The organism is Propionispora sp. 2/2-37 (assembly GCF_001298735.1).
In the GTDB taxonomy this organism is placed as follows: Bacteria; Bacillota; Negativicutes; order Propionisporales; family Propionisporaceae; genus Propionispora.
Map to the genome: position 1 here is coordinate 1 of NZ_CYSP01000018.1, position 12,517 is coordinate 12,517.

A 12,517-nucleotide genomic window follows, 5' to 3' on the forward strand; every position below is an offset into this window, starting at 1 on the left:
GGAGGCATTACCTTGTCCAGAAAAAAAGTGCTGTTGCTGAGTGACTTTAACTGTGCCACCGGCCTGGCAACGTTAGCCCACAATATAGTGGATTTGCTGCTCCAAACGGACAATTATGATTTTGATGTCATTGGCATTAATCACACCGGCGAACCATATGATTTTAAAAAATGGCCCTTTCCCATCTATCCGGCCAGGGATTTTGCCAAGGCAGGCAAAAACCTATGGTACGATGACCCTTATGGACGCCCTCGTTTTCTAAACCTGCTGAGTTCCAAGGACTATGATATTGTATTCACTTTACCGGATCTGTTTATTATGGAATCCATAGCCAACCGAATTGTCCAAATAAGACAGACAAAGAAATTCAACTGGATCTATTATTACGCCGTTGACGGCACACTCAGGGAAAGTTGGATTAACAATAGCGTTGCCCTTGCTGATTATCCTATCGCCTATACTCAATTCGCGAAAAGGGAAACGCTTCATATAAATGGAGCGGTTAATCCCCAGGTGATCTACCTTGGCATAAATACAAAAGACTTTTTTCCCATCCCAGATATCGGCTCCTTCCGCAGGATGTATTTTCGGGAACACGCTGACAAATTCATCGTAACCAATATTAATCGTAATCAACCTCGTAAAGATATTCCGCATACCATTGCCGCTTTTGCAAAATTTAAACAGCAAAGGCCGCATTCACTGCTATATCTTCACATGAATCCCGCCGACGTAGGAGGGAATATTATTGAAATGGCTGAATTTTGGGGACTTAAACAGCATGTGGATTTTCTTGTTCCTGAAAAATATGATGATTACCACGGTTACCCTATAGACACATTGAATAAACTTTACAATGCTTCCGATGTGCTTATCTCCACGACGCTGGGCGAAGGCTGGGGATTAACCGTAACCGAAGCTATGGCAACAAAGACACCGGTCATTATCCCCGACCATACTTCCCTTAGTGAAATCGGCGCAGACGGAAGGGCCCGTCTGGTAAAATGCGGTGCCGATTATACCTGCCTCGGTGCGATAGACTTTAACCGCTACCGCCCGTTAACCGATACCACCGATCTGATATCTGCGCTGGTCGAATGCCACGACAACCGGGAATGCTATCGTGCTATGGCAGAACGGGCATACCACTGGGTCTTAAACCTTTCCTGGGATATAATCGGCAAACAGTGGCTCGACATTTTTGAAGCCGCATCACAAAAAAACTTATGTTAGTTTCTTTTCTTGATAAAGGTCCGGTTAGCCAGAGGCTGCCGGACCTTTTCAATATATCAGGATAAGTAACCAATACATTATGATAGGCATACTATGAAGTAGGAAACCAATAAAAAGAAAAAAGGAGAGATAGAAACTATGGGACTTCCTAAAGGCTTAGATTTTGCCGGTGGAGCAATCGTCACACTGGTTCTGGAAGATTTCCAGCAACTCACCGGACGATTTATCGGAGTCTTCGATGATAACCGTAAGCAGTACAAAGACCCTGGTTGTTATAAGTCCGATGATTCAAAATACGATCCGGACCATAAGTATGATGATTACGACAAACACAAACACGAACATGAACATGAAGACAAATGCAAACCAGAACCGCATGATAAATGCTGCAAACCGCCTCATGTCGATGTTGACGTTGACGTCGAAGATGAACGTGAATTTCTGCTGCTGCAGTTAAGCGAAGCAGCCGGTGCAGTAACTCTTACTTCTGCCACTCCCATAATCGTCGGCGGCGTAGTAACCGGTGTAACCCTCGGAGTGACCTCCACTTCATTCCCTGCAGGTTCCTTTGTTGCTGTCAATGTCGATCAAATTATCTATGCCGCAACAGGCGGTGTAACCACCACCTTCACCATACCTATTACTCTATAATAAATGATCATTAACAAGGGTTTCGGATAACTCCGCTATGGTAACAGCGGAGTTATTCTATGCATAACTGCGAAGGAACGCTTACATCTCTTACTGCATAGTATGTATTAGTCAAATCCGGTAAAAAAGGAGGATAAAAAATGAGAAAACTTCCGAAGGGTTTAGATTTTGCCGGCGGTACAATAGTCACTCTTGTTTTAGAAGATTGGCAGCAACTTACCGGAACCTTTATTGGAGTATTCGACAAGGATAAACCCTACTCAGGTCCTAAATCTGAATATTATAAGCCAAGGCTGACAATTGATGTAGATGTGGAAGACCCCCTGGAATTTTTAGTACTGCAATTAACCGAACCGGCCGGAATCGTATCCCTTACTTCAGCAGCACCGTTAGTCAGTGGCTTGATTACCACTGGAGTTGATCTTGGTATTACTTCAACAACCTTCGCTGCCGGTACATTTGTTTCCATAAATCTGGATCATGTTTTATTTGTATCAACAGGCGGCATCACTACAAGCTTCAGTTTTTCTGTTTAACGCGCGCTGTTAAAAAGAACGAAACCCTGATGTTATCAGGGTTTCGTTCTTTTTAACGACATATTATTTACCGCTTACCTCTTTCCGCACCCGTTCCAGATCAGCCTCGACCATCATTTGAATGAGGTCCTGCAACGAAGTTCGGGCTTGCCAGCCCAGTTTCCGTTTTGCTTTGTCCGGATTTCCCAAAAGCACTTCCACTTCCGCCGGCCGGTATAAGTTTGGATCAACGACTATAAAATCCTCATAATCCAGACCGACATGGGAAAATGCAATTTTGCACATGTCTCTTACTGTAGTTGTCCTGCCGGTAGCAATTACATAGTCATCCGGCTTCTCCTGCTGCAGCATAAGCCACATGGCTTCAACATAATCGCCGGCAAATCCCCAATCCCGTTTTGCTTCGATATTGCCTAATCTTAATTCTTTCTGAATCCCCAATTTGATTCTGGCTACCGCATCCGTGACTTTACGAGTGACAAACTCCATCCCGCGCAGCGGTGATTCATGGTTAAAAAGAATACCGCAGCAGGCAAACATATCGTAGCTTTCGCGGTAATTAACCGTCATCCAGTGCCCAAAAAGCTTGGCAACACCATACGGACTTCGCGGATAAAATAAAGTGCTTTCCGATTGAACAGGATCCTCGGTTAAACCGAACAACTCGCTGGTGGATGCCTGGTAAAACTTACTATTGCTATTTTCCAGACGAATGGCTTCCAATACATGCAGTACACCAAGACCGGTTGTTTGAGCGGTAAGTACGGGTTGCTGCCAGGAAGTACCGACATAGCTTTGGGCGCCAAGATTATATACTTCGTCAGGTTTGGCTAAAGCTACCGCCCGGCTGAGAGATGAAAAATCCGTCAAATCCCCGGCAATTAACCGCACTTCCTCCTGAATACCTAAAAACTGCAGCCGCCAAATACTGGGTGTTGATCTGCGGGGAAGCAAACCATAGACCTCATAATTCTTCTGCAGAAGAAGCTTAGCCAGATAGGCACCATCCTGACCCGTTATTCCCGTGATGAGAGCTGACTTCATTATTTTCCCTCCTGACATAGTAATGCTCCATACTATGCCGGAAGCCAGCAAGCTGCGCCTCTAAAGAAATAAAAAGCCGGCAACCTTTATATGTTTCAGTCCTACCTGCCGCTTTCTATCCCCTTTGGTCTTCCTAAAAGGGGATAAATTCTAAATAAATGGAAAATACTAAAAAGAATTTCGTTACCTGGTGAGCACGCGAGGTGAATGACAATTTACAAGAAACTGATAGGGCGGCTGCGTTTTTTGCAGTACCTCCAGGCGAAACAACATAGTGTCCGCCTGAGCCAAAGTAAAGAACCGGCCAATACTCATATACTCAGCACCAACATAAAAGATAATGAAACCTTTCTTAAAACCAGCTTGGGGAAAAGCAATGATGTTGTCTTCAGGGAGATTACCCTTGGCCTCAAAAGTAAAACCAAAGCCCTGATTTGCTTTATTGACGGTCTGGCCGATAAAGACAAAATTAATGAACATATTATAAAATCACTGACCATTGATGCCCATCTTGCAATAGAGGAAAACAATGTAGCACAGGATATTTTCCATGCCGTAAAAAACAGTTTATTGACCGCCTCCGAAATTAAGGAAACCCGGTCGTTAAACGAAGTTCTCCGAGGCATTTTAGCCGGTGATGTCCTCCTTATTATTAACGGCTATGATTCAGCGTTCATCATCGGTATGAAAGGCTGGGCAACAAGAGCCATTGCCGAACCTTATACCGAATCGACCATTCGCGGCCCCCGTGAAGGCTTTACCGAAACACTGCGTACCAATACTTCCATGCTGCGAAGAAAAATTAAAAATCCAAATTTGATATTTGAATCCTTAACCATTGGCCAGCAGACCCATACCGAAATCAATATCGTATATATCAAGGGAGTCGCCAGTGAAAGCATGGTAGCTGAAGTAAAGAAACGGTTAAGACACATTGATACAGATGCCATTTTGGAATCAGGCTATATCGAACAATATATTGAAGACAATCCTTTTTCTTTTTTTTCCACCATAGGAAATTCCGAGAAGCCGGATATTGTGGCAGCGAAACTGCTGGAAGGCAGAGTGGCTATTTTCTGCGACGGAACCCCCTTTGTCCTCACCGTTCCGCTTTTGTTTATCGAAACCCTCCAATCGGCTGAAGATTATTATTCCCGTCCCTATCTCGCTACCATTGTCCGCTGGATTCGCTTCTTCGCTTTTGTGATCACATTGACAGCCCCGGCTCTCTATGTGGCTTTGGAGACCTTCCATCAGGAATTGCTGCCCACCGTTCTCCTGATTACAGCTGCCGCGGCAAGAGAGGGTATTCCCTTTCCGGCTTTTTTAGAAGGGATGATCATCGGTGTTATTTTCGAAATCCTGCGGGAGTCGGGCATCAGAATGCCACAACCGGTTGGACAGGCAGTCAGTATTGTAGGTGCCCTGGTAGTGGGAGAAGCTGCCGTACGGGCAGGAATTATCAGCGCTCCCATGGTTATCATCGCTGCCCTAACGGCCATTACGGGATTCATCGTTACACCCCTAATGGATGCGGTCGTCCCCTTCCGTTTTTTCCTCTTAGGCCTGGCTGCCATGTTCGGTCTATATGGAATTACGATTGGGTTAATCCTAATGCTGGGGCACATGTGTTCCTTGCGTTCCTTCGGTACTCCTTACCTTTCTCCCTTCGCGCCTACGAATAAAGCAGGCCTGAAAGATGCTTTATTTCGCGCTCCGCTCTGGCTGATGCATACCCGTCCCCAAGTCATCACCTGGAAAACTTCCGCCAGGCAGTCCTCCTCCCTGCAGCCTGATCAGGATACCAAGGAAGGTGAGCACCAATGATCCGGGCAATAAGTATCGTCATAACCGCCATGTTTTGCACCACCCTTTTATCCGGCTGCTGGAGCCGGATAGAATTAAACGAACTTGGCATTGTGTTGGCTGTTGCGCTGGATAAGGATGCCGCTACCGGAGAAATCATCATGACTTCACAATTTGTAAGACCGGAAGCCTTAAAGGCGGAAGGCGGCGCTACACAAAAGGACCCGGTTGAGTTTATTACAACCAGGGGGGCAACCGTATCCGAAGCCGTACGGAATATTTCCAAAGAATTTGACCGAAAACCCTTCTATTCTCATAATAAAATACTGGTAATTGACGAACAGCTTGCCCGCGAGGGAGTACTGCCCATTTTAGATTTCTGGAAACGGTTTGCCGAAATCCGCCCGGTGCTTTCAGTGGTTATAGCCAAAGGTGTACCAGCACGGGAAATTATCGGCGAACGGAATGGAGTAGAAGGCATTCAAGCCATTTATCTGGACTCTATGATCAAACGGCAGGATATCCACTCCGAATCCAATACGTCAAACCTGCTGGATTTTTTAAAAGCATTGGGAAGTAACGAAATTAATCCTGTCACCGGAGCCATGGAAATCGTGGATACACCGCCTGTATCCAGTGAAGAAAAAAAGGTTGCAACTTATAAAGGCATCAAGCTTGCCGGTACGGCAGTATTTAAAAAAGACAAATTAGTGGGATTTCTGGATGGCCGCGAAACACGGGGCTTAAATTGGATAACCGGAAAAGTTAAAAACGGCATTATCCAGGTTCCTTCGCCCGGCGAAACAGACAAGCTGGCTGCTATTGAAATAAAAAGCGCCAATAGTACGGTAAAAGCAAAACTGCTGAATGGAAAATATGTCTTTGCGATTCAGGTAAAGGAAGTGGGCGACCTCATTGAACAGCAATCGCTTACCAACGTATCCAAACTGCCCAATTTGGAAGAACTTAATCTGGCGCAAAAAAAGGTTATTGAGTCGGAAATCGCAGACGTGATAGCCAAAGCGCAACAAGAATATGCTTCCGATATTCTGGGATTCGGTAATGCCCTGCACATTGCTTATCCCGACGAGTGGGAAAAAGTAAAAGATGACTGGGCCTATCTGTTTCCTTCTGCCGAATATACGGTCACCGTGAAAACCGAAATCAGAAGAACCGGGTTGCTGCAAAAAGCCGTCATCGAAAAAGAAAGGCCAGAACCTGAAATGAAAAACAGAAGCAGACCTTATGATATGCTAAAACCAGAAGAATAACGGGTGACTCCCGGATTTAAAAATAAGGAGAATTCCTTCCATATGAGAAAAAATATCCAAATAAGCAATTACCAATTATTTTGCCTGCTAGTCATGCACTCTTTGGGAAGCTCTACATTGTTTGCTCTCGGGATACGCGCGAAACAAGACGCCTGGCTGGTTGTTTTAAGCGGCCTTGTCCTCGGCTTTGGCATTTTGTGGCTTCATACGGAAATTCAAAAAAATTACCCACACAACAATTTAACGGAAATAAACACTATACTATTCGGCAAACTATTAGGGGGGTTCATAACAATCGCTTTTGCCGGATATTTCACTTGGGTCTCCATTTTGAATTTCAGTGAATTCGCCGAATTAATTGCCATTACCACGCTGCACGACACGCCCATCCTCGCCATCCAGATTACCTTTATGCTGGTCATCATCTATCTCACCTTGCAGGGCATCGAAGTCTTGGCACGCATGAGCGAATTGCTTATGCCTCTCGTTATGTTCTCGCTAATACTGATCTTTATATTAATCATTGTGTCGGGAAATGTGAATCTTAAGGAAATGCTGCCTATGCTGGCCAAAGGAATTATGCCTGTTTTCAAAGAAGTTTTTCCTACCTTTTCCACCTTTCCCTATGGGGAAGACGTCGTGTTTCTCATGTTTTACTGTTACGCCAACGAACCCCGTCTTATCCGCAAATACGCTTTTGCCGCCATTTTCATGCTGGGTACATCACTGGTCATTTCAACTATCCTCATTGTCTGTGTATTAGGCGTCAATCTAACTGCCGCTTCCACCATTCCCCTGATTGAAGTTGTCAAAATGATTAACATCGGCAGCATTATTACCAACATTGACGCCATCGCCGTCATTGTAATTTTTATTGGCGGACTTTATAAAGCCATGTTGTTTTTCTATGGAGCGGTGCTTGCCTTATCCACCTTATTCAAAGTCAAAAAAGAACTCTTAGTTATCGCAATGGGCATTTTTCTGGTGTGGCTTAATCTTACCATTATTCCTAACTTTGTATTTCACCGCTTCATCGGAATATCTTTTGGCAATAGTTATATTCATGAGATTTATACCATTTATCTTCCTGCTCTCATACTCATAACCACATGGTTAAGAAAGCTGAAGCAAAAACTAGAGCACTCTCCCTGTGTAAATAAGCAATAAATTTCCCATAAAAATATGTAACGCAAGGTGATTCCATGCCCATCACTGATTTACTGCAAGCTGTCGGAGTGTTTCCTGCAACCGTTTTTTTAAGCGGCTGGCTCTGTATTGCACTGGTAATTCTCTTTATCCTTCATAACCTGTTGGTGTGCCTCATCAGACTATTGCGCCGATAAATAAAACTCCTGCGGCAGCCCGTGGTATTAGCTGCGCAAGAGTTTTTATACTTTCTGCCTTATAAGGGAAAAGACCTGTTGATTTTTTTATGGGTAAATTGTTTGGTCCGTTTGGCATAATCTTCAACAATATGGCCGTTCCCTACTACCTTGTACTTATAGATAATCATACCGTCCAGGCCCACCGGTCCCCGGGCGTGAATCTTACTGGTACTAATGCCGACTTCAGCACCGAAACCATAGCGGAAACCATCACTGAAACGGGTCGAACAGTTCCACATTACATTACCGGAATCGGCATATTCCATAAACCGTGCCGCTTTTTCCCGATCCGTGGTGATGATACTGTCCGTATGGCCCGAACCATAGGTATTGATATGTTCGATCGCTTCATTAAGCCCGGATACTATTTTAATCGAAAGTTTATAATCCAGATATTCCGTTTTCCAGTCTTCTTCCGTAGCCGGATGTACCGGAATCAGTTTACAGGTATTGGAACACCCTACCAGCTCCACCTGTTTTTTATCCAGCTCCTGCTTGAGTTTTGGCAAAAATTCCGGGGCAATCCGCTCATCTACCAATAGGGTTTCCAGGGCATTACATACCGAAACATATTGAGTCTTTGAATCGTTGACAAGCTTAACCGCCATATCCAGGTCGGCATCTTCCGCCACGTAAGCATGACAAATACCGTCCGCATGTCCCATGACCGGGATCCGGGAATGGTCCATGATGTAGCGGACAAATTCATTCGATCCCCGGGGGATAATTAAATCAATATACTTATCCATTTTCAGCATGGCAGTAACATCTTCGCGGGTTTCCAAAAGAGCCAGCCAGCTTTCCGGAATGCCGGTCTGCCCGGTTGCCTCCGCAATAATATCGGCCAGGATACGATTGGTTTTTCTGGCCTCCGATCCGCCCTTTAGCAGGACACTGTTGCCACTTTTTAAACAAAGGGTGGAAATTTGCACCAACGCATCGGGCCGTGATTCAAAAATCATACCAATGACACCAATCGGGCAGGTCACCCGGTACAGTTCCAGTCCCTCGTCCAGTTCGGTAGCCAGCATGGTTTTGCCCACCGGATCTTCCAGTCCGATCAGACTCTGTATCCCGTCAACAACATCCTGTATTTTGCCTTCATCAAATTTTAAACGTTTCAATAAAGGCTCAGCCAGCTGTTCCTGCTCGCTGCGCAGTAAATCTTCCTTATTGGCGGCTATAATTTCGGCCTGATGCTTGATCAGCGCATCGGCAATCCGGGCCAAGGTCTCATTCTTCCGTTCCGTACCGGTTCCGGCAAGCTGTATCGAAGCCTCTTTTACACGGCGCGCCAAATCGTTCATATTCATACCACTACCCTCCAGTAAACATAGTACGGTTTATTCTCTTATTATATCCTCATATACCCGGTAAGGTACAGCAAAATCGCCGCTGCCAATCCCTAACTGCACCTCTTTGCGGTTTAATCCGTGAAAATCGGTTCCACCGGAAGGCAAAAGCTGATACTTTTCAATCAAATAATCGGCATACTCTGTTTCGTTACGGCTAAAAGAAGGATAATACCGTTCAATTCCGTCCAGTCCCATACTTTTCAAATAGCGGACATGTGCTTCCATTTCCGGCAGGGTATAACCGGCCAGACCAATGCGTTTCGTGTAATGCGCTAAAAAAGAGCGGCCGCCTGCTGCCCTGATAATTGCCAGGGCTTCCTCAACCGTCCACAATTCGTTCTCGCCATAAGGGACAGGGTCCATATACCGGTCCCAAACCTGCTGAATTTCCGGACACAGCTTATGATGCATAAAATACCGCAAAATAGCAAACCGGTCTAAATATTGACCGGCAATAAAAGGCATCAGCATATCGCGCTCAATATAAATATGTTGACTGGCTATGTATTTCAGTATCCCGGCTATGCTTGCATCCCGGTGTTTCCGCATTTTCCGATAAGCAGCCAAAAAGACAGGATGATGAATATCAATGCCCAACCCGAGTATATGTAACATTTTGCCGTCTTGATATCTGGCACTGACCTCAATACCCGGCAAAAACTCGACACCATAATCCCCGGCAGCCTGCCGGGCCTCGGCAATTCCCTCGATAATATCATGATCAGTCAAAGCCACTGCCCGGATATTGCTCTGGGCAGCCAGCTTGATTAACGTTCTTGGACTCAGCGTACCATCGGAAAAATGCGAATGCGTGTGTAAATCAATTAGTTCCATCATTCTGCATTCCTCCTATTGAATAGCACGATTATACTATATCAACAAAAAAAGAGTCAAGGAACTTTCCCTTGACTCTGCTGCCCGGATGTCTTTAATGGTAGTTATGCTTGTCACGTTTCCAGAAACACATGCTTAAAAATAAGGCTACAAAGGTTACATTTAACCCCAGGAAAAATATTTTCTGGGAAACTCCCAATATAGGCTGGATATATTGTCCGATAAATACATAAAAAATAAAAGAAGGGAGATAAGCCATACAGTAGAGAAGTCCCAGTCCAAATAAAATGACAAACAGGTTTTTCATTTTACCGACCTCCTTTACTACTCTCCTTACTATAAGTGTATGACTGTTTAGACAATTCTGTCAATAATACATAAGCATATTTTTATCAATATTTTCAAAAACATCCCCCTAATGCTATAGTAATCTTAACTTTTTCTAGGGAACGGCCGATACTGTATATAGGAGAACCTGTACAGTAAGTATGCCAAAACCAAGGAGGGAATCAGCATGAGCATTGACCAGGCCGGATTACATACTCTGTTATCCACACTGCAGCCCAAAACAAATCTAGCTGCTTTAAAGGAACGCCGGGATAATTTGTGGCAAAAGCTTAATCAACAGGCTACGAATCCCTCAGCGTCCCAATCCGATACCAAACAAATCGTAGCCGAATTATCTGCGGCAGACCAGCAGTTACAGCAGGCCACCTATAATGAAGTAAACCGGAAGCTTGAGATCGAAAGATGCAAACGGGAGGCGGAAGCTGCAAAAAAACTAAGGGAAAAAGAAAAAAAGCTGGCCAAACATGAACGGGTTCTTTATAATGCCAGCATGAATAAACTGTTTTCCGCTATCGGAAATTTATCGCAATACCAGGCACTGTCCGGTACGGGCGCCGTCGCCCCCGGAGCGCCGGGCAGCGGCTTGCCGGATAAAGCCAGTGAGATTGACCGGGATTTAAAAGAGTCTGTTCAATTTGGCATTGCCGCCGCCGAAGTAGCCCGGCGGCGCAAACACACGCAGCAGAAATTGGCCATAGAAGAAGCCCGCCAGAACCAGACTGCAGAAACACCACTTTATACAAAAACAAAAAAGAAGAAAAAAAGCCTGAATATAATAATATAATGATATCATTCACCAACTGCTCTTGGCCGTGCCAAACGAAAGAGGAAGTCTTCCATTGCCCGGAGCTTCTGCATTAAGCTGAAATACTCCTTCGGATTAAGCGACTGCGGTCCGTCACACAAAGCTTCCTCCGGATTCGGATGAACCTCTACCAGGATTCCGTCAGCACCGGCGGCCAGTCCGGCCAGCGCCATAGACTCCACCAGATCGCGCCGGCCGGTGCCGTGGCTGGGGTCTATGATAACCGGCAAATGACTGACCTGCTTGATGACCGGCACCACACTCATATCCAGCGTATTCCGGGTATGTGTCGTAAAGGTGCGTATTCCTCTCTCACAAAAAATCACTTGCTGATTGCCTTCGTATAAAATGTATTCCGCGGCCTGCAGCCATTCTTCCAGAGTCGCTGACAGGCCTCTTTTCAATAGAACCGGCTTATCCAGCCGCCCCACTGTCTTAAGCAGGGCAAAGTTCTGCATATTCCGGGCACCAATTTGCAAAATATCGGCATACTGCGCCACCACCGGCACAGCAGAGATATCCATAACTTCGGTAACGATCTTAAGCCCGGTAGCTTCCCGCGCTTCGGCCATATATTCCAGCCCTTTTTCCGCCAGTCCCTGAAAATCGTAAGGTGAAGTCCTTGGTTTAAAAGCCCCGCCACGCAGCATCTGTGCACCGCCCTGACGTACCAGTTTTGCCGTAGTCAACAGTTGCTCCCTGGACTCCACGGCACAGGGACCGGCCATATAAACCTTTGCCGAACCGCCGATCACAACTTCCCCCAAACGAATTATAGTATCTTCCTGCTTATGTTCCCGTGCTACCAATGTATATCCAGCCATTTTTTTGCCTCCATTCTGTCAAATTGTTCTGTTTCTTCATAAAAAAATGCCATTTCGCTCCGGTTAAGAGGCAAAATGACATTTGCGGTACCACTCTTATGCGGAAACTAAATTTTCAAAAAGGGAACAAAAAAACTATTTCCCCCATTAAGGGGCGAAACAGTTCGCGATACCACCCTTTTTTAGAAAACACAAGTTTCCCTCAATTCAGGTACGGGATAAAGGATCCGATACCCTAGCCGGATAACGCTGGCGCACGGCCCAGCCTACTGGCAAAAGTTTTCGGTGGGCAGCTCACGGGGCCATTCCATAACCTCTTTAGACCGGTCATCACACCTCCGGATAAACCCGGTCACCGGTTCGCTGGACTAAAGGCCAAGTCATGTACTCTTCCCGCTCAAGGCTGTTGTTTATTCATTTACTAC

The 12,517-nt window shown here is 45.4% G+C and carries 12 protein-coding genes and 1 other annotated feature; of the genes, 7 read left to right on the plus strand and 5 right to left on the minus strand.

Annotated features, from left to right (window positions below):
* The 3 genes from P22_RS16735 to P22_RS16745 form a co-directional block, all read left to right on the plus strand.
* On the plus strand, positions 1-1,233 hold a 1,233-nt coding region (locus P22_RS16735; RefSeq protein ID WP_054261379.1), incomplete at its 5' end, for a glycosyltransferase family 4 protein.
* Between the two features lie 138 nt (positions 1,234-1,371).
* Entirely contained in the window at positions 1,372-1,884 is a 513-nt protein-coding gene (locus P22_RS16740; protein WP_054261380.1) for a hypothetical protein, read from the plus strand.
* 140 nt (positions 1,885-2,024) lie between these two features.
* Positions 2,025-2,420: a hypothetical protein gene (locus P22_RS16745; protein WP_054261381.1), complete on the plus strand. Its 396-nt coding sequence runs from the start codon at positions 2,025-2,027 to the stop codon at positions 2,418-2,420.
* 63 nt (positions 2,421-2,483) lie between these two features.
* Here the strand turns inward: P22_RS16745 and gmd are convergent, their stop codons facing one another.
* A complete protein-coding gene (gene gmd / locus P22_RS16750; RefSeq protein WP_054261382.1) occupies positions 2,484-3,464 on the minus strand; it encodes a GDP-mannose 4,6-dehydratase in 981 nt (326 codons plus the stop codon).
* A 207-nt stretch (positions 3,465-3,671) separates the two neighbouring features.
* Between gmd and P22_RS16755 the strand changes: the two genes are divergently transcribed.
* The 3 genes from P22_RS16755 to P22_RS16765 are packed head-to-tail and all read left to right on the plus strand — an operon-like array spanning position 3,672 to position 7,708.
* On the plus strand, positions 3,672-5,291 hold the full coding sequence (locus P22_RS16755) for a spore germination protein (protein WP_216598107.1): 1,620 nt from the start codon (positions 3,672-3,674) through the stop codon (positions 5,289-5,291).
* Positions 5,288-6,541: a Ger(x)C family spore germination protein gene (locus P22_RS16760; RefSeq protein WP_054261383.1), complete on the plus strand. Its 1,254-nt coding sequence runs from the start codon at positions 5,288-5,290 to the stop codon at positions 6,539-6,541. The genes P22_RS16755 and P22_RS16760 overlap by 4 nt, the downstream gene beginning before the upstream one ends.
* Before the next feature lie 42 nt (positions 6,542-6,583).
* Entirely contained in the window at positions 6,584-7,708 is a 1,125-nt protein-coding gene (locus P22_RS16765) for a GerAB/ArcD/ProY family transporter (RefSeq protein ID WP_054261384.1), read from the plus strand.
* Positions 7,709-7,943: 235 nt separating this feature from the next.
* Here the strand turns inward: P22_RS16765 and P22_RS16770 are convergent, their stop codons facing one another.
* From P22_RS16770 to P22_RS16780, 3 genes are all read right to left on the minus strand, one after another.
* Positions 7,944-9,239 (minus strand): glutamate-5-semialdehyde dehydrogenase, encoded by a 1,296-nt coding sequence (locus P22_RS16770; protein ID WP_054261385.1) that lies wholly within the window; start codon positions 9,237-9,239, stop codon positions 7,944-7,946.
* Between the two features lie 30 nt (positions 9,240-9,269).
* Entirely contained in the window at positions 9,270-10,118 is an 849-nt protein-coding gene (locus tag P22_RS16775) for a PHP domain-containing protein (protein WP_054261386.1), read from the minus strand.
* Between the two features lie 91 nt (positions 10,119-10,209).
* A complete protein-coding gene (locus P22_RS16780; RefSeq protein WP_054261387.1) occupies positions 10,210-10,422 on the minus strand; it encodes a hypothetical protein in 213 nt (70 codons plus the stop codon).
* Positions 10,423-10,629: 207 nt separating this feature from the next.
* Here P22_RS16780 and P22_RS16785 point away from each other — a divergent pair, with 207 nt between their 5' ends.
* Positions 10,630-11,247 (plus strand): hypothetical protein, encoded by a 618-nt coding sequence (locus P22_RS16785; RefSeq protein WP_054261388.1) that lies wholly within the window; start codon positions 10,630-10,632, stop codon positions 11,245-11,247.
* 5 nt (positions 11,248-11,252) lie between these two features.
* Here the strand turns inward: P22_RS16785 and aroF are convergent, their stop codons facing one another.
* Complete coding sequence (aroF, locus tag P22_RS16790; RefSeq protein ID WP_054261389.1) at positions 11,253-12,092, minus strand: 3-deoxy-7-phosphoheptulonate synthase; 840 nt, start codon at positions 12,090-12,092, stop codon at positions 11,253-11,255.
* A 147-nt stretch (positions 12,093-12,239) separates the two neighbouring features.
* Positions 12,240-12,502: a binding site (T-box leader), on the minus strand.
* Between the last annotated feature and the right edge of the window lie 15 nt (positions 12,503-12,517).

Bases quoted from the DNA above. Each gene is read 5' to 3' on its own strand.
- P22_RS16770 (WP_054261385.1), bottom strand. From the start codon at position 9,239: ATGAATATGAACGATTTGGCGCGCCGTGTAAAAGAGGCTTCGATACAG.
- P22_RS16745 (WP_054261381.1), top strand. From the start codon at position 2,025: ATGAGAAAACTTCCGAAGGGTTTAGATTTTGCCGGCGGTACAATAGTC.
- P22_RS16765 (WP_054261384.1), top strand. From the start codon at position 6,584: ATGAGAAAAAATATCCAAATAAGCAATTACCAATTATTTTGCCTGCTA.
- gmd (WP_054261382.1), bottom strand. From the start codon at position 3,464: ATGAAGTCAGCTCTCATCACGGGAATAACGGGTCAGGATGGTGCCTAT.
- P22_RS16740 (WP_054261380.1), top strand. From the start codon at position 1,372: ATGGGACTTCCTAAAGGCTTAGATTTTGCCGGTGGAGCAATCGTCACA.
- P22_RS16755 (WP_216598107.1), top strand. From the start codon at position 3,672: ATGACAATTTACAAGAAACTGATAGGGCGGCTGCGTTTTTTGCAGTAC.
- P22_RS16785 (WP_054261388.1), top strand. From the start codon at position 10,630: ATGAGCATTGACCAGGCCGGATTACATACTCTGTTATCCACACTGCAG.
- aroF (WP_054261389.1), bottom strand. From the start codon at position 12,092: ATGGCTGGATATACATTGGTAGCACGGGAACATAAGCAGGAAGATACT.
- P22_RS16775 (WP_054261386.1), bottom strand. From the start codon at position 10,118: ATGATGGAACTAATTGATTTACACACGCATTCGCATTTTTCCGATGGT.
- P22_RS16760 (WP_054261383.1), top strand. From the start codon at position 5,288: ATGATCCGGGCAATAAGTATCGTCATAACCGCCATGTTTTGCACCACC.
- P22_RS16780 (WP_054261387.1), bottom strand. From the start codon at position 10,422: ATGAAAAACCTGTTTGTCATTTTATTTGGACTGGGACTTCTCTACTGT.